General features: G+C 63.0%; 14 protein-coding genes. 6 read left to right on the top strand and 8 right to left on the bottom strand.

Features of this window, described 5'->3' with window-relative positions:
• The first annotated feature begins 14 nt into the window (after positions 1–14).
• Complete coding sequence (locus CWR53_RS21455; protein ID WP_100852449.1) at positions 15–2,273, top strand: heavy metal translocating P-type ATPase; 2,259 nt, start codon at positions 15–17, stop codon at positions 2,271–2,273.
• A 21-nt stretch (positions 2,274–2,294) separates the two neighbouring features.
• Here the strand turns inward: CWR53_RS21455 and CWR53_RS21450 are convergent, their stop codons facing one another.
• Both CWR53_RS21450 and CWR53_RS21445 read right to left on the bottom strand, forming a co-directional pair.
• Positions 2,295–3,659 (bottom strand): GTPase/DUF3482 domain-containing protein, encoded by a 1,365-nt coding sequence (locus CWR53_RS21450; protein ID WP_100852448.1) that lies wholly within the window; start codon positions 3,657–3,659, stop codon positions 2,295–2,297.
• Positions 3,652–5,043 carry a DUF2868 domain-containing protein gene (locus tag CWR53_RS21445; protein WP_100852447.1) on the bottom strand — a complete coding sequence of 464 codons (1,392 nt, stop codon included), beginning with the start codon at positions 5,041–5,043 and terminating at the stop codon, positions 3,652–3,654. The genes CWR53_RS21450 and CWR53_RS21445 overlap by 8 nt, the downstream gene beginning before the upstream one ends.
• 54 nt (positions 5,044–5,097) lie before the next feature.
• On the opposite strand from CWR53_RS21445, the gene CWR53_RS21440 reads away from it, so the two are divergent.
• The gene (locus CWR53_RS21440) at positions 5,098–5,613 is read left to right on the top strand and encodes a dihydrofolate reductase (RefSeq protein ID WP_100852446.1); all 516 of its coding nucleotides are present in this window, start codon (positions 5,098–5,100) and stop codon (positions 5,611–5,613) included.
• A 46-nt stretch (positions 5,614–5,659) separates the two neighbouring features.
• Here CWR53_RS21440 and CWR53_RS21435 read toward each other — a convergent pair whose 3' ends face one another.
• Positions 5,660–7,051 (bottom strand): L-cystine transporter, encoded by a 1,392-nt coding sequence (locus CWR53_RS21435; protein ID WP_058638147.1) that lies wholly within the window; start codon positions 7,049–7,051, stop codon positions 5,660–5,662.
• 241 nt (positions 7,052–7,292) lie between these two features.
• Between CWR53_RS21435 and CWR53_RS21430 the strand changes: the two genes are divergently transcribed.
• Positions 7,293–8,348: a phosphorylcholine phosphatase gene (locus tag CWR53_RS21430; protein ID WP_100852445.1), complete on the top strand. Its 1,056-nt coding sequence runs from the start codon at positions 7,293–7,295 to the stop codon at positions 8,346–8,348.
• 93 nt (positions 8,349–8,441) lie between these two features.
• Here CWR53_RS21430 and ilvD read toward each other — a convergent pair whose 3' ends face one another.
• On the bottom strand, positions 8,442–10,283 hold the full coding sequence (ilvD, locus tag CWR53_RS21425) for a dihydroxy-acid dehydratase (RefSeq protein WP_100852444.1): 1,842 nt from the start codon (positions 10,281–10,283) through the stop codon (positions 8,442–8,444).
• A 475-nt stretch (positions 10,284–10,758) separates the two neighbouring features.
• Between ilvD and CWR53_RS21420 the strand changes: the two genes are divergently transcribed.
• Entirely contained in the window at positions 10,759–11,415 is a 657-nt protein-coding gene (locus tag CWR53_RS21420) for a magnesium transporter (protein WP_081322778.1), read from the top strand.
• Positions 11,416–11,449: 34 nt separating this feature from the next.
• Here the strand turns inward: CWR53_RS21420 and CWR53_RS21415 are convergent, their stop codons facing one another.
• The gene (locus CWR53_RS21415; RefSeq protein ID WP_058602881.1) at positions 11,450–12,646 is read right to left on the bottom strand and encodes a class I SAM-dependent rRNA methyltransferase; all 1,197 of its coding nucleotides are present in this window, start codon (positions 12,644–12,646) and stop codon (positions 11,450–11,452) included.
• 66 nt (positions 12,647–12,712) lie between these two features.
• Complete coding sequence (locus tag CWR53_RS21410; RefSeq protein WP_058602882.1) at positions 12,713–13,249, bottom strand: type 1 glutamine amidotransferase domain-containing protein; 537 nt, start codon at positions 13,247–13,249, stop codon at positions 12,713–12,715.
• 190 nt (positions 13,250–13,439) lie between these two features.
• On the opposite strand from CWR53_RS21410, the gene CWR53_RS21405 reads away from it, so the two are divergent.
• Positions 13,440–14,258 (top strand): HDOD domain-containing protein, encoded by an 819-nt coding sequence (locus tag CWR53_RS21405; RefSeq protein WP_178091246.1) that lies wholly within the window; start codon positions 13,440–13,442, stop codon positions 14,256–14,258.
• Between the two features lie 3 nt (positions 14,259–14,261).
• On the top strand, positions 14,262–15,074 hold the full coding sequence (gene mutM / locus CWR53_RS21400; protein WP_100852443.1) for a bifunctional DNA-formamidopyrimidine glycosylase/DNA-(apurinic or apyrimidinic site) lyase: 813 nt from the start codon (positions 14,262–14,264) through the stop codon (positions 15,072–15,074).
• Positions 15,075–15,141: 67 nt separating this feature from the next.
• On the opposite strand, the gene CWR53_RS21395 is transcribed toward mutM, so the two are convergent.
• Positions 15,142–15,393, bottom strand: a complete 252-nt coding sequence (locus CWR53_RS21395) for a YfhL family 4Fe-4S dicluster ferredoxin (protein WP_058602885.1) — start codon at positions 15,391–15,393, stop codon at positions 15,142–15,144.
• A gap of 109 nt (positions 15,394–15,502) precedes the next feature.
• Positions 15,503–15,982 carry a pantetheine-phosphate adenylyltransferase gene (gene coaD / locus CWR53_RS21390; RefSeq protein WP_023532462.1) on the bottom strand — a complete coding sequence of 160 codons (480 nt, stop codon included), beginning with the start codon at positions 15,980–15,982 and terminating at the stop codon, positions 15,503–15,505.
• Positions 15,983–16,010: the final 28 nt, after the last annotated feature.

Here is a 16,010-nt window from a genome sequence, read left to right as displayed (position 1 = left end):
ATTAAGGATGACCCATGAACAAGTCTGTCAGCCCTGAATACACGCATCATCATGAGCACAATCATGACCATGCCCATGACGACGTGCGCCATGGCGATCAGGGTCATACCTGTTGCAGCACGCAGGCCGCGCCTGCCCACGTGCAGTTGACGTCCATTCCCAGCGAGCAGGCCCAGCTCAGCCGTTTCCGTATCGATGCCATGGATTGTCCGACCGAGCAGACGCTGATCCAGGACAAACTGGGCAAGATGGCTGGCATCGAGGCGCTGGAATTCAACCTCATCAGTCGCATCCTGGGGGTCAGGCACACGCTCGATGGCACGTCCGACATCGAACGGGCCATCGACAGTCTGGGGATGAAAGCCGAGCCGCTCGTGGGTGATGCGGATAGCGCTACCGTGCCAGCGCCGCCGCGCCAGCAGGGTTGGTGGCCGCTGGCGCTGTCCGGCCTGGCAGCCCTGGGCGCCGAAATCGTGCACTTCGCCCAGCTCGCGCCGCAATGGCTGGTGGCCGCGCTGGCACTGGCGGCGATCCTGGGTTGTGGTCTGGGTACCTACAAGAAGGGCTGGATTGCGCTAAAAAACCGCAACCTCAACATCAACGCCCTCATGAGCATCGCGGTCACCGGTGCGTTGCTGATCGGCCAATGGCCGGAAGCAGCCATGGTGATGGTGCTCTTTACCGTGGCCGAACTGATCGAAGCCCGCTCGCTGGACCGTGCACGCAATGCCATTGGCGGGCTCATGCAGTTGGCACCGGACATGGCGACCGTGCAACAGGCCGACGGCCAATGGCGCGAAATGGACGTACGTGAAGTCGTTGTCGGCGCGACGATGCGCGTACGGCCAGGCGAGCGTATCGGGCTCGATGGCCAGGTGATCAGCGGGCAGTCCAGCGTCGATCAGTCCCCGATCACCGGTGAAAGCCTGCCGGTGGAGAAGGGCCTGGGCGACAAGGTCTTCGCCGGCACCATCAACCAGGCAGGTGCCTTGGAAATCAAAGCCACCGCCGTGGCCGGTCAGTCCACACTGGCTCGCATCATCAAGGCCGTCGAGCAGGCGCAAGGGGCGCGGGCGCCAACCCAGCGCTTCGTCGACCGGTTTTCGCGGATCTATACGCCGGCGGTGCTGGCCCTTGCGCTGGCCGTGGCGATCGTCCCGCCGCTTCTGCTGGACGGCACCTGGTTCGACTGGGTGTATCGTGCGCTTGTGCTGCTGGTAGTGGCATGTCCCTGTGCACTGGTGATCTCGACCCCCGTCACCATCGTCAGTGGCCTGGCGGCTGCGGCGCGCAAAGGCATCCTGATCAAGGGCGGGGTGTACCTCGAAGGCGGGCGCCACCTGGACTTCCTGGCCCTGGACAAGACCGGAACGATCACCCACGGCAAGCCCGTCCAGACAGACTTCAAGGCCCTGCAACGGGCGTTCGAGCAGCGTGCGCAGGCCCTGGCATCGAGCTTGGCTGCACGCTCCGATCACCCCGTGTCGCGAGCGATAGCCCAGTTCGGCCAGGACAACGACCTGCCCCACAGTGAGGTCCGGGATTTCACCGCGCTCGCGGGCCGTGGCGTGCGTGGCACCATCGAGGGTGAGGTGTTGCACCTGGGCAACCATCGCCTGGTCGAGGAGCTGGGGCTGTGTTCACCCGAACTGGAAGTCCAGCTCGATGCCTTGGAACAGCAGGGCAAGACGGTGGTGTTGCTGCTCAACGCATCAGGCCCCCTGGCATTGTTTGCGGTGGCCGATACCGTCAAGCAAAGCAGCCGGCAAGCCATTGCCGAGCTTCATGCACTGGGCATCCAGACAGCCATGCTGACCGGTGACAACCCGCACACCGCCGCGGCCATCGCGCGTACGGTAGGTATCGATCGGGCCGAAGGTAACCTTCTGCCAGCCGACAAGCTCAGTAGCATCCAGGCGCTGTACGACCAAGGTCATCGCGTCGGCATGGTCGGGGACGGCATAAACGACGCGCCGGCGCTGGCCCGGGCCGAAATCGGCTTCGCCATGGCGGCGGCTGGGACCGACACTGCCATCGAAACGGCCGATGTGGCGCTGATGGACGATGACCTGCGCAAGATCCCTGCGTTCATCAGGCTGTCGCGGCACACCGCAGCGATCCTCAAGCAAAATATCGTGCTGGCCTTGGCGATCAAGGCGATTTTCCTGGGCATTACCTTCGCCGGGCTGGCCACCATGTGGATGGCCGTATTCGCCGATATGGGCGTGAGCCTGCTGGTGGTGTTCAACGGCCTGCGCTTGTTGCGCAAGTGACCACCGCCTGAAAGGCCAGGCCTAGAGCTGCTGCACCAGCGCTTCGAGCTGCTCCTGGCGCTGGGCCTGGTTCGGTTTGGCACCTGGGTTAAGCGTGGACCATTGCGGGTGCGCGCGAGCCCGCACCAGCGGTTCGGGCAGCTTGCCCTGACGCCAGGTCTTTTCATCCAAGGGGCCCAGGCGAATACTGTCCTGAGCGGCGTGCCCACGGTGGTCCAGTGCCACCATCAGCTGTTGCTGACGCAAGGCCAGCAAGCGCAGGACGGTATCGTCGACGGTCAGCTCGCGTTTGCCCTTGAGCTTGCCCATCAGGCGCGCGCCATAGCCGCGTGCCGTCTGCAGGGCGCCGCCGGCGATGGCCCCGGCCAAGGCGGCGACGCCCAGGGTAAGCCCACCTGCCAGCAGGTCCACGCCGGCCCCGGCCGCCGCGCCTGCCGCTACACCGCCGCCCACACGCACTCCAAGCTGCTTCAGGGTTTCAGGATTGAACAGATCGTCCCCCCAGCGCCCGTCCAGCAACGGCAGGTCGCTGGCATGCGCGTCGTCGCGCCGGAACGCATAGAGCTTGAGCAGAGCCTCCACGCAGCGCTGTTCACGCTGGCGCACAGCCTGGTGGAGCGCCTCGATGGCCTGTGCCTGGGCAGAAGGTTCACCTTCCACGCTGCGACGACAGGCGGCGCAGTCCAGCAGCAATTCGGCGATCAGGCGTCTGCCACCTTGCTGGCGGGCCACCCGTTGGGCCTGCTGATCGTCGATCAGGCGCTGCAAACTAGGGCGTGCATCTTCCAGCAGCAGGGCGAGGCTCTCGTACAGGCGGCGCTCGCCATCTTCTGGTGGGGCTACGGTGTCGAATCTCACCAATGCATGAAGCCCAAGCCGGGCGAGGGCTTCACGCCACTGCGGTTCGCGATGCTGGGGGCTGGAGACAAAGTTGAGCACCGGCAGAAGTGGCTTGCCACAGCTGGCCAGCACGTCGAGTTCGTCACGGTACTTGGCCAGCACCGGCTCGCGGGCGTCGATGACATAGAGCCCGGCATCGCTTGCCAGCAGCTGGCGCAGCACCTTGGCCTCCTGCTCGAAGCGCTGGCGCGCCTCGCTGCCCTGCAGAAAGCGCTCCAGCCGCGCCGGGCCATCCAGGCGCTCGCCAGGGCGTTCGAGGCGTTCGAGGTAGTCGAGCAGGGCGATGGCGTCTTCCAGGCCCGGTGTGTCGTAGAGCTCCAGCAGAGGCTCCCCGTCCACGGACAAGCGAGCCCCTTCCACATGGCGTGTGGTGCTGGGGCGATGCGAGACCTCCCCGAAACCGACGTCACGCGTGAGGGTGCGTAGCAGCGAGGTCTTGCCCACGTTGGTGTGGCCTACCACGGCCAGCTTCAAGGGCTCAGTCATGACCGTGCTCCAACCAGGCCAACGGTAAAGTATCGGCATGAGGGAGCCCCAGGCGATCCAGGGCTTCACGCCAGTCATTCAGGCGCCGTTCGTCGCGAAGCTGATCAGCGACAGCAGGCAACAGCCAGATACGCGTACTGCCTGCATTGCGCGCCAGCTCGGCAAGCAAGGCCAGGCTACCGCGGTCCGGCGAGCGCTCAGGGTCGAGGGCAATGGCCAGGCGCGCGGGTGGAAAACGCCCCAGTTGCTCAAGCAGACGATGCCGCGACTCCCGGCTGTCCAGCACACCGGCATCGGCGACATTGTCGGGCAATGACGGCGGCCAGGGGCGCTGATCATCCAGCTCGACGCCGACCAGCAGTGCGCCGGCATTTTCAATGAGTGACGGCTGGGCCTTGAATTGCGGCAGTGTGTCGGGCGCATAGTCCTGCACGCCCAGGCGCTCGCTGTTGGGCATCAGCCTGTCGCGCAGCGGCATGTAGCCTGGCAGGTTCGTGTCCAGCGCTAGGCGTTGGCGCCCTTGCCGCCAGCGCCACAGGCACACGCCAGCCAGGAGCAGACGCGGCAGCACGCCATAGACCACCACCACACCCAGCAGCCAGCTGGCCCATGCCTGGCGCGTCATGGCCAGGGCCGGCGCGGTGTCACCGCTGGCCCGGATCATGGCCGGGTCAGGTACCGCAAAGCCCAGCAGCGCGGGCAGGGCGCCCAGGGCCTGGGTCATGGCGATGAAGGGCTCGGCCGCCAGCAACGTGGTTTCCCAGACAAAGCCATAGCGCCGGGTGGCCAGCAATGTCAGCAGCACACCCACCGCGCTCAGCATGGCCACCAGCCACAGGCTGTGGACCAGCAAACCCAGCAACCAACGGCCCAGGCGTTGGCGTTGCAGCAGCACCAGCAGGGCCGGCGCCAGGTGGGCGGCACGGGCGTCGCGGGCAAAGCGTTCGCTCAACCACAGCCAAAGCCGCCCCAGCAGCGCGCCGTGCTCACCGCTCAGGAACAAGCCGATCAACCAGCCCAGCAACATGACCAGGTTCAGCCCCAGCAGGCTGCCCAGCGCCCAGAACACATTCACCGGCCGCTGCCCGTCACCCAGTGCGGCCAACGCCAGGCCGCCGCCACTGAGCACGGCCATCAACACCATCGCCACCAGCGCCAGGCGTGCCCCTTGCTTCCAACGCCGCAACGCGGCGGTCAAGCCGTCGCGTTCGGCCAGCAGCAGCGCGCGGGTCTCGATGCGCAGGGCCAGGCTGCCGCCTTGCTGGCGGGCGCGGCGGTTGGCTTCCTGGTCCTCGAGAGGGCCGGCATGTTCTTCGCGCAGGCGTATCGCCTCGGTGAGCCAGCGCTTGTCCAGCAAAGAAGGTGCAGTCACAGGGTGTTCCATTGCACAGGTCGTGGCAGCAGCATAACTCACCCGCGCGGTGCTATTCTCGCCGGCATGAAGACATTACTGCCCTTAAGCCTGATCGTAGCCTGCGCCGAAAACCACGTGATAGGCATCGATAATTCCATGCCCTGGCATTTGCCAGGGGACTTCAAGTATTTCAAGGCCACCACCTTGGGCAAGCCCATCATCATGGGCCGCAAGACCTGGGACTCGCTGGGACGGCCGCTGCCTGGGCGGTTGAATATCGTGATCAGCAGGCAGCCCGGGCTGGAACTGGCCGGTGCCGAAGTTTTCGCTTCGCTGGAAGACGCGCTGGTGCGGGCTGATCAGTGGGCGCGCGAGCAAGGTGTCGACGAGCTGATGCTGATCGGTGGTGCGCAGCTCTACGGGCAGGCGCTGGAGCAAGGACTCGTCAGCCGGATGTACGTGACGCGGGTCGAGCTGTCGCCCAAGGGCGATGCCTGGTTCCCGGATATCGATCGCAAGCAGTGGACGCTGCTGTCCAGTCAGGCGCAGGCTGAGGAAGGTAAGCCGTTGTATCACTTCGAGGTGTGGGACAAGGCCTGACGCCTGTTGCGCAATGAAAGGGCCGCGCTGTGCGGCCCCCGTGAACTCAGGTATGGCTCAATGCTGCGTGTTCATCATCGGCCAGTACCTGCTTGTCGGTTTCCTTGAGCAGCTGGCTGGTTACCACGCCTGCCGTCATCGAACCGTTCACGTTCAACGCCGTACGGCCCATGTCGATCAGCGGCTCCACCGAAATCAGCAGGGCCACCAGCTCCACCGGCAAGCCCATGGCCGGCAGCACGATCAGCGCGGCGAAGGTAGCGCCGCCGCCAACTCCGGCCACACCGGCCGAACTGAGCGTGACGATGGCCACCAACGTGGCGATCCACAGCGGATCGAAGGTGTCGATGCCAACCGCTGGCGCGACCATCACCGCCAACATGGCAGGGTACAGCCCGGCACAGCCATTCTGACCGATGGTGGTCCCGAATGAGGCGCTGAAGCTGGCGATAGACTGCGGCACGCCCAGGCGACGCGTCTGGGCCTCGATGTTCAGCGGGATGCTGGCAGCGCTCGAACGGCTGGTGAAGGCGAAGGTCAGTACGGGCCATACCTTGCGGAAGAAGCGCAGCGGGCTGACCCCGATCGCCGCCAGGATGATGGCGTGGACCACGAACATCAGCGCCAGGCCTAGGTAGGACACGACCACGAAGCTGCCCAACTTGAGGATGTCTTCCATGTTCGAGCTGGCCACCACCTTGGTCATCAATGCCAGCACGCCGTAAGGCGTGAGCTTCATGACCACGCGCACCAGGCGCATCACCCAGGCTTGCAGGGTATCGATGGCCGAGAGTGCACGCTGACCCTTTTCGGCGTCGTCCCTGATCAACTGCAAGGCGGCCAGGCCGACGAAGACGGCAAAGATGACCACGCTGATGATCGATGTCGGCTTGGCCCGCGCCAGGTCGCCAACCGGATTGCTGGGGATGAACGAAAGCAGCAGTTGCGGGATGTTGAGGTCGGCGACCTTACCTGCATAGTCGCTGTGGATCACCTGCATGCGTGCGCTCTCCTGGGCGCCTGCCACCAGGCCTTCGGCACTGAGGCCAAAGAGGTTGGTCAGCAGGATGCCGATCAGGGCAGCGATGGCCGTGGTCAGCAGCAGCGTGCCGATGCTCAGGACGCTGATGCGCCCCAGGGAAGAGGCATTGTGCAGACGCGCCACGGCGCTGAGGATGGAGGCGAAGATCAGCGGCATGACGATCATCTGTAACAGGCCTACGTAGCCGTTACCGACCAGGTCCAGCCAGGTGATGGTGGTCTTGAGCACGGGGTGCCCTGCGCCATAGATCGTATGCAGGGCCAGGCCGAAGCCCACGCCAAGTGCCAGGCCCAGCAGCACTTTCTTGGCCAGGCTCCAGTCGGTACGGCGGGTCTGCGCCAGTCCCAGCAACAAGGCCAGGAACGCCAGCAGGTTTAGCAGCAGTGGCAGGTTCATTGAAGCTCCGGAAACGAGAAGATGAGTCGCCGCCTCTATGTGCGATTGCGAGCGGAAATGCTAACAGCCTGAAAACAAACGAATTTATACCCAAATGGAATTTATATAGTCGCAAATGGAATATAGAGACGTCGTGGATTGCAATGAACACGGCGTTTACTGGGGCGTAAAGGTCGCAATCGAGCGGTGCCGACAGGGCTCACTCAACTAGCGTCTGTCAGTCGTTTCAGGAGATTCGTACATGAACGTTGCGCTCAAAACCGCCGCCATCGGCCTATCCCTGCTGTTCAGCTGGCAAACCTTCGCAACCGAGCTTGACCACTGGCCAGCCGAAGCCGCCACACAGCTCGACCGCATGATCACCGCCAACGCCCATAAAGGTAACTACGCGGTGTTCGACATGGACAACACCAGCTACCGCTACGACCTTGAAGAAGCGTTGTTGCCATTCATGGAGAACAAAGGGCTGCTGAGCCGTGACAAGCTGGACTCTTCGCTGAAACTCATCCCCTTCAAGGACAGCGCCGAGCACAAGGAAAGCCTGTTCAGCTACTACTACCGGCTGTGTGAGATCGACGACATGGTCTGCTACCCCTGGGTGGCGCAAGTGTTTTCCGGCTTCACCCTCAAGGAACTGAAAGAACAGGTAGACGCGCTCATGGCATCCGGCAAGCCTGTGCCCAGCACCTACTACGACGGGGATCAGGTCAAGGCCATCGAAGTGCAGCCGCCCAAGGTCTTCAAGGGCCAGGCCGAGCTGTACAACAAGTTGATGGAGAACGGCATTGAAGTCTACGTGGTGTCAGCCGCTTCCGAAGAGCTGGTGCGCATGGTCGCCTCTGATCCCAAGTATGGCTACAACGTGAAGCCGCAGAACGTCATCGGGGTCAGCCTGCTGCTCAAGGATCGTGCCACGGGGCAATTGACCACGGCACGCAAGCAGATCAGCGCTGGGCACTACGATGCCAAGGCTAATGAAGGGCTCGAACTGACCCCTTACCTGTGGACGCCCGCCACGTGGATGGCGGGCAAGCAAGCGGCGATCCTGACCTACATCGATGAATGGAAGAAGCCCGTGCTGGTGGGCGGCGATACCCCGACCAGCGATGGCTATATGCAGTTTCATGGCGTGGATGTCGCCAAGGGCGGGATCCACCTGTGGATAAACCGCAAGCCCAAGTACATGGAGCAGCTCGAAGGAATGATCGCCAGGCAGGCAGCAGCCCAGGCCAAGGAAGGGTTGCCGGTGACGGCGGACAAGAACTGGGTGATCGTGACGCCTGAACAGATTCAGTGAGCAGGTTGCATCCGTGATGGATGCGCGAGGCCGCTGTCTTGGCAATAAAAAACCGGCGCTCGAAGCGCCGGTTCTCGTCATGCTGGATGGGTATCACAGCCCTTCGAGCATCGCCTTGTTGCGCACGGCACCTTTGTCGGCACTGGTCGCCAACAGGGCGTAGGCCTTCAAGGCTGTCGTCACCTTGCGCGGGCGTACCTCAGCCGGTTTCCAGCCCTTCTTGTCCTGCTCGGCGCGGCGCTCGGCCAGCTCGTCATCGCTGACCAGCAGGTTGATCGAGCGGTTGGGGATATCGATCAGGACTTTGTCGCCGTCGCGCACCAGGCCGATGGCGCCGCCTGCTGCGGCTTCCGGCGAGGCATGACCGATGGACAGGCCCGAGGTGCCTCCCGAGAAGCGGCCGTCGGTGAGCAGGGCGCACGCCTTGCCCAGGCCCTTGGACTTGAGGTACGACGTTGGATACAGCATTTCCTGCATGCCCGGGCCACCTTTCGGGCCTTCGTAGCGGATGATCACGATGTCGCCGGCCTTCACTTCGTCGGCGAGGATGCCACGCACGGCGCTGTCCTGGCTTTCGAAGATCTTGGCCGTGCCTTCGAACACGTGGATCGATTCGTCGACACCGGCGGTTTTCACCACGCAGCCGTCCAGGGCGATGTTGCCGTACAGCACGGCCAAACCACCTTCTTGTGAATAAGCGTGCTCGAAGCTGCGGATGCAGCCGTTCTCGCGGTCGTCATCCAGGGTTTCCCAACGCGTCGACTGGCTGAACGCGGTCTGGGTCGGGATGCCGGCCGGGCCAGCCTTGAAGAAGGTATGCACTGCCTCGTCGTCGGTCTGGGTGATGTCCCACTTGGCGATGGCTTCTTCCATGCTGCGGCTATGCACGGTGGGCAGGTCGGTGTGCAGCAGGCCGCCACGGGCCAGCGAGCCCAGGATGCTGAAGATACCGCCGGCGCGGTGCACGTCCTCCATGTGGTACTTCTGGATGTTGGGCGCCACCTTGCACAGCTGCGGCACCTTGCGCGACAGACGATCGATGTCGCGCAGGTCGAATGCCACTTCGCCTTCCTGCGCCGCAGCCAGCAGGTGCAGGATGGTGTTCGTCGAGCCACCCATGGCGATGTCCAGCATCATGGCGTTCTCGAATGCCTTGAAGTTGGCGATGCTGCGCGGCAGGACCGATGCGTCGTTATCGCCGTAGTACCGCTTGCACAGCTCGACGATGGTGCGGCCGGCCGTCAGGAACAACTGCTCGCGGTCCGAGTGGGTGGCCAGGGTGGAACCGTTGCCCGGCAGGGCCAGGCCCAACGCCTCGGTCAGGCAGTTCATCGAGTTGGCGGTGAACATGCCAGAGCACGAGCCGCAGGTAGGGCAGGCGCTGCGCTCGTATTCGGCGACCTTTTCGTCGGAAGCCGTGCTGTCGGCGGCGATGACCATGGCGTCGACCAGGTCCAGGCCATGGCTGGCCAGCTTGGTCTTGCCGGCTTCCATCGGGCCGCCGGAGACGAAGATTACCGGAATGTTCAGGCGCAAGGCAGCCATCAGCATGCCGGGGGTGATCTTGTCGCAGTTGGAGATGCAGACGATGGCATCGGCACAGTGCGCGTTGACCATGTACTCCACCGCGTCGGCGATGATTTCACGGCTGGGCAACGAGTACAGCATGCCGTCGTGACCCATGGCGATGCCGTCATCGACCGCGATGGTGTTGAATTCCTTGGCCACGCCACCGGCGCGCTCGATCTCGCGAGCGACCAGCTGGCCCAGATCCTTGAGGTGCACATGGCCCGGCACGAACTGGGTGAAGGAGTTGGCAATGGCAATGATCGGCTTCTTGAAGTCTTCGTCCTTCATGCCGGTGGCACGCCACAGGGCGCGTGCACCTGCCATGTTGCGGCCGTGGGTGGAAGTCTTGGAACGATAATCAGGCATGAAACACTCCTGGCGGCTTAATCAGGTCACAGAAAGGGGAGTGAGCTTCTCTTGTCCTCTGTACCGCAGGCCGGTTGCCACTGGCACGGATGGGGCCGAAGACCGCGCGGGATCGCCGCGTGCTTGGCCAGAGCTCATAAACCCGCCGGGGGATGACTGGCGATGAATAGCCCGATTCTACACCGCTGGCGCCGGGAAGGCATGACGATGTGTCCGGGTGGCGGTTTTGGGCGAAAACCCGAAGTTGTAGGAACCGTCTGAAACGATCCGTGTGAGGCTGACCTGCGCCTGACTTGCCATTATCATTCGGCCGCCGCATGTGCGGCTTGACGAGATAACCCTCAATGGACCTTCCCAGTTACCGGTTCGTCACGAACTGCAACCTGGCACTGAGCGCGCCGCCGCCAGGGCTGCCGAGGGCTTGAGTCCGCGAGGCTGAAGCCTGCAGGCGCCTGGTCGGCGCCTGGAGAACTTCATGCAAAACCCTATCGATAAAACCATCGCTGTTAGTGCCGTCGACGCTGCGCTCGATGCGCAACGGCGGCAAACCACCGAAAGCTTCCACAAAGGCGCCTCCATCACCAGTACCATCGGTGACCTGCGGCACGCGACCCTCGGATTGCTGTACCGCAAGCGGGTGCTGTGGCTGGTGCTGCTGGTGTTCGGCAACCTGTTCTCAGGGGCAGGCATCGCGGCCTTCGAAGAAACCATTGCCGCGCATATCGCCCTGGTGTTTTTTCTGCCACTGCTGGTCGACAGCGGCGGCAATGCAGGCTCCCAGTCGGCAACCCTCATGGTCAGAGGCCTGGCCACAGGCGAGGTGACGCTGAGCGACTGGGGGCGAATGCTGGGGCGCGAATTTGGCGTCGCGCTGCTGCTGGGCTGCACCATGGCGGTAGCCGTGGCATCGCTTGGGCTGCTGCGTGGCGGCCCGCAGATCGCCTTGATCGTGGCCAGCAGCATGGTGGTGATCGTGCTGGTCGGCAGCCTGATCGGCATGAGCCTGCCGTTTCTGCTGAGCCGGCTCAAGCTGGACCCCGCCACGGCCAGCGGGCCATTGATCACGTCCATTGCCGACGCAGCAGGGGTATTGGTGTACTTCGGTATCGCGACCCAGGTGCTTGAACTCTGAAACGATCGGGGGCCACCCAGGCCCCCGTCATGGCTCAGCTGTTGGGCAACAACCGGCAGGTGATGCTCTTGATGTAGCGGGTTTCACCAATCGCCGGGTGCACCGGATGGTCAGGGCCCTGACCACCGCGCTCGAGCAGCTGCATGTTGCGGTCCAGGTGACGGGCACTGGTCAGCAGGATGTTGTGCAGGTCGTCTTCGGGCAGGTGCATCGAGCAAGAAGCACTGACCAGAATGCCGTCCTTGTTCAGCATGCGCATGGCCTGCTCGTTGAGCCTACGGTAAGCCGCCTCGCCGTTCTTCAGGTCTTTCTTGCGCTTGATGAAGGCGGGCGGGTCGGCAATGATCACGTCGAAGCGCTCCTCGGCTGCCTTGAGTTCGCGCAAGGCTTCGAAGACGTCGCCCTCGACACAGGTCAGCTTCTCACCAATACCGTTGAGCGCGGCGTTGCGTTCAACGCCATCCAAGGCAAAACCCGAGGCATCGACGCAGAACACTTCGCTGGCGCCGAAGGCACCCGCCTGCACACCCCAACCGCCGATGTAGCTGAACAGGTCGAGTACGCGCTTGCCCTGCACATAGGGGGCCAGGCGTGCACGGTTCATGCGGTGGTCATAGAACCAGCCGGTTTTCTGGCCTTCACGGACCGGGGCTTCGAAACGAACACCGTTTTCTTCCAGCGGAACCCAATCCGGGACTTCACCGTAAACGGTTTCGACATAGCGCTGCAGGCCTTCGGCATCACGGGCTGCCGAATCGTTCTTGAACAGGATGCCGCTTGGCTTGAGCACCTGGACCAGCGCCGCGATCACCTCATCCTTATGCGCTTCCATGGTTGCCGACGCCAGTTGCACCACCAGGATGTCGAAGAAGCGATCGACGACCAGCCCCGGCAGCCAATCGGAATCGCCATAGACGAGGCGATAGCACGGCTTGTCGAACAGGCGCTCGCGCAGTGACAAGGCCACGTTCAGGCGGTGCACCAGCAGTGACTTGTCCAGTGGCAGCTTGACGTCGCGTGACAGCAAGCGGGCGCAGATCAGGTTATTGGGGCTCAGGGCAACGATGCCCAGTGGCTTACCGTTGGCGGCTTCGAGCACGGCTTGCTGGCCGGCCTGCAAGCCTTGCAGCGGGGTGGCGGCAACGTCTACCTCGTTGCTGTAGACCCACAGATGACCTGCGCGCAGGCGGCGGTCGGCATTGGCTTTGAGGCGAAGGCTGGGCAGGGACATGACGTCGCTCCGGAAAAAAGAGCGGGAGTATAACCCCTACCCAACCTTAATGCTGAGCGCCAGCTGTCAGGACGACAGGGCCTGGATCAGTGCCTTGTTGAAGGCAGGGATGTCATCGGGCTGCCGGCTGCTGATCAGGTTCCCGTCAACCACCACTTCTTCGTCGACCCACTCGGCGCCAGCGTTGCGCAGGTCATCCTGCAGGGTCTTGAAGCTGGTCATGCGCTTGCCCTGAGTCAAGCCGCTCGAAATCAGCAACCAGCCGCCGTGGCAGATCACGGCAATCGGTTTGCCGGCCTTGTCATGGCTTTTGACGATTTTCTGCGCGCCTTCAACCAGGCGGATGGTGTCCGAGTTCTGTACGCCGCCTGGCAGGACCACGGCATCGTAGAGTTCGCTGGCGCTGTCGAAGGTGCCGTCGACCTTGAATTCGTCCGCGGGCTCGTCGTGGTTCCAGCCGCGCACCGTGCCTTGCTTCTCGCTCAGCACGTGCACCTGGGCGCCCGCCTGCTGCAGGGCGTCACGCGGGCCTGTCAATTCCACCTGCTCGAAGCCATCAGTCACCAGGATAGCCACGCGCTTGCCGTTCAGTTCAGTACCCATGGGCCTTGCTCCTTTACTCGATGAATATGAGAAACAGGCCCACCCGCGCTCATGAAAGTTCAAGTTCACTGATCCAGCGGTTAGTTCTGTGGGGTGCATCGCGGTAGAATCGGCAGTCCCATACGAGTGTGCACGCATGTCCCAAGAACTCACCGCCGAACAGATCCAGCAAGCCTTGCAAGGCATCACCATTCCGCCGCAGCCGCAGATCATGGTCGATTTGCAGTTCGAGCAGTACATGCCTGACCCGGACCTGGAAACCATCGCCAAACTGATCGCTCAGGACCCTGGGTTGTCGGGGGCCTTGCTCAAGCTGGTCAACTCGGCGCACTTTGGCCTGTCCAACAAGATTGGCTCGATCCAGCGTGCGGTGAATTTGCTGGGTAGTCGTTCGATCATCAACCTGATCAACGCGCAGTCGATCAAGGGTGAAATGAGCGATGAAACCATCGTCACCCTCAACCGGTTCTGGGATACCGCGCAGGATGTGGCAATGACCTGCCTGACGCTGGCCAAGCGCACGGGTATCCAGCCCGCCGACGAAGCCTATACCCTCGGGCTGTTCCACGATTGCGGCGTTCCGCTGATGCTCAAGCGCTTCCCCACGTACATGGATGTGCTCGAAGAGGCCTATGCAAAAACCAACGAGCAGACCCGCGTGGTGGACACCGAGAACCGCGCCTTCAACACCAATCATGCCGTCGTCGGCTATTTCACGGCCAAGTCCTGGCGCCTGCCCGAACACCTGACCGGCGCCATCGCCAACCACCACAACGCGCTGGCAGTGTTTCGCGATGACAGCGCCCGCAACAACCAGAGCCAGATGAAAAACCTGTTGGCGGTGCTCAAGATGGCCGAGCACATCTGTGCCTCCTACCGGGTATTGGGCAACCAGACGGTGGATCAGGAATGGAACGTAGTGGGGCCGCTGGTGCTCGATTACATAGGCTTGTCGGAATACGACTTCGATAACCTCAAACAGAACATCCGAGAACTAGGTGGGCACTGATACATGCCTGAGTTACCCGAGGTAGAGACCACCCGGCGCGGCATTGCACCGCATGTCGAAGGTCAGCGCGTCAGCCGCGTGGTCGTGCGTGACCGCCGCTTGCGCTGGCCTATTCCGGAGGACCTGGACGTGCGGCTCTCCGGGCAACGCATCGTCACGGTCGAGCGCCGGGCCAAGTACCTGCTGATCAATGCCGAAGTAGGGACCCTGATCAGCCACTTGGGCATGTCGGGCAATCTACGGCTGGTGGAGGCGGGCTTGCCGGCTGGCAAGCATGAGCACGTGGACATCGAGCTCGAATCCGGTCTGATGCTGCGCTACACCGACCCGCGCCGCTTTGGCGCCATGCTCTGGAGCCAGGACCCGCTCAATCATGCGTTGCTGCTGCGACTTGGCCCCGAGCCACTGACCGACCTGTTTGACGGTGAGCGACTGTTCCAGTTGTCCCGAGGCCGTTCGATGGCGGTCAAGCCCTTCATCATGGACAACGCCGTGGTCGTTGGCGTAGGCAACATCTATGCGACCGAAGCGCTGTTCGCTGCCGGCATTGATCCGCGCCGCGCGGCCGGTGGCATTTCGCGGGCGCGATACCTGAAGCTGGCCATCGAGATCAAACGCGTGCTGGCGGCCGCCATCGAGCTTGGCGGCACCACGCTGCGCGATTTCATCGGCGGTGACGGCCAGCCAGGATATTTCCAGCAGACACTGTTCGCCTACGGGCGCGGCGGCTTGCCCTGCAAAGTGTGTGGCACCGAATTGCGGGATGTGAAGCTTGGCCAGCGCGCCAGCGTGTTCTGCCCGCGCTGCCAGCGCTGAGGCTTTGCGCGCTTCGGGATGATCGCTACGCAGGAGCAAGGCGCGGGCATGCCGATGGCCGGCAGCGTCAGGCCTTGCCGGTGATCTTCAGGTACTTGGCCATCAGCTGCTCTTGGCTTTCCGGGTGCGCCTCATCCAGCGGGATGCAGTCGACCGGGCAGACCTGTTGGCACTGCGGCTCGTCGTAATGACCCACGCACTGGGTGCACAGGTTGGGGTCGATCACGTAGATCTCTTCGCCTTGGGAGATGGCCTCGTTGGGGCACTCGGGTTCGCAGACGTCGCAGTTGATGCAATCGTCGGTGATGATCAGGGACATGGGGGCTCCGGCCGGGGCTCAGCGCCCGGGCATGTTCAACGCAATGGGCACAATTGTGCCGCATTCGCGCCTGCAGTGCACGCAGGCGCGACGATCTGAAACAGCGGCTTTATTTCTTGAAGCGTTCAGTCAGCGCATCGGCCACGGCCGGGTGCACAAATTTGCTGATATCGCCCCCCAGTGCGGCGATTTCGCGAACCAGGGTCGACGAGATGAACGAGTACCGCTCCGACGGCGTAAGAAACAGGCTCTCGACGTCGGGGGCCAGTTGACGGTTCATGTTCGCCAGCTGGAACTCGTATTCGAAGTCCGACACTGCACGCAAACCACGAAGGAACACATTGGCACCTTGCTCCTTGGCGAAATGCGCCAGCAGCGAGGAAAAGCCGATGACTTCGACATTGGGCAGGTGCCTGGTGACCTCACGGGCCAGCTCCACGCGTTGTTCCAGCGGGAACAAAGGGTTTTTCTTGGGGCTGGCGGCCACTGCAATGATCACGGTGTCGAACAGCCGCGAGGCGCGCTCGACCAGATCGCCATGGCCTTTGGTAATGGGGTCGAAAGTACCCGGGTACAACACTCGGTTCATCGCGTCATCCTGGCTGGAGTGCGTTGGG

It is taken from the genome of Pseudomonas sp. SGAir0191, from assembly GCF_002812565.2.
Classification (GTDB): Bacteria; Pseudomonadota; Gammaproteobacteria; order Pseudomonadales; family Pseudomonadaceae; genus Aquipseudomonas; species Aquipseudomonas parafulva_B.
This window is presented reverse-complemented; position numbering and strand designations above follow the sequence as displayed.

Excerpts from the sequence above, each read along its gene's own strand:
- CWR53_RS21415 (WP_058602881.1), bottom strand. The coding sequence starts at position 12,646 with ATGTCCCTGCCCAGCCTTCGCCTCAAAGCCAATGCCGACCGCCGCCTG.
- mutM (WP_100852443.1), top strand. The coding sequence starts at position 14,262 with ATGCCTGAGTTACCCGAGGTAGAGACCACCCGGCGCGGCATTGCACCG.
- CWR53_RS21430 (WP_100852445.1), top strand. The coding sequence starts at position 7,293 with ATGAACGTTGCGCTCAAAACCGCCGCCATCGGCCTATCCCTGCTGTTC.
- CWR53_RS21395 (WP_058602885.1), bottom strand. The coding sequence starts at position 15,393 with ATGTCCCTGATCATCACCGACGATTGCATCAACTGCGACGTCTGCGAA.
- CWR53_RS21410 (WP_058602882.1), bottom strand. The coding sequence starts at position 13,249 with ATGGGTACTGAACTGAACGGCAAGCGCGTGGCTATCCTGGTGACTGAT.
- CWR53_RS21440 (WP_100852446.1), top strand. The coding sequence starts at position 5,098 with ATGAAGACATTACTGCCCTTAAGCCTGATCGTAGCCTGCGCCGAAAAC.
- CWR53_RS21445 (WP_100852447.1), bottom strand. The coding sequence starts at position 5,043 with ATGGAACACCCTGTGACTGCACCTTCTTTGCTGGACAAGCGCTGGCTC.
- CWR53_RS21420 (WP_081322778.1), top strand. The coding sequence starts at position 10,759 with ATGCAAAACCCTATCGATAAAACCATCGCTGTTAGTGCCGTCGACGCT.
- CWR53_RS21455 (WP_100852449.1), top strand. The coding sequence starts at position 15 with ATGAACAAGTCTGTCAGCCCTGAATACACGCATCATCATGAGCACAAT.
- CWR53_RS21435 (WP_058638147.1), bottom strand. The coding sequence starts at position 7,051 with ATGAACCTGCCACTGCTGCTAAACCTGCTGGCGTTCCTGGCCTTGTTG.
- coaD (WP_023532462.1), bottom strand. The coding sequence starts at position 15,982 with ATGAACCGAGTGTTGTACCCGGGTACTTTCGACCCCATTACCAAAGGC.
- ilvD (WP_100852444.1), bottom strand. The coding sequence starts at position 10,283 with ATGCCTGATTATCGTTCCAAGACTTCCACCCACGGCCGCAACATGGCA.
- CWR53_RS21450 (WP_100852448.1), bottom strand. The coding sequence starts at position 3,659 with ATGACTGAGCCCTTGAAGCTGGCCGTGGTAGGCCACACCAACGTGGGC.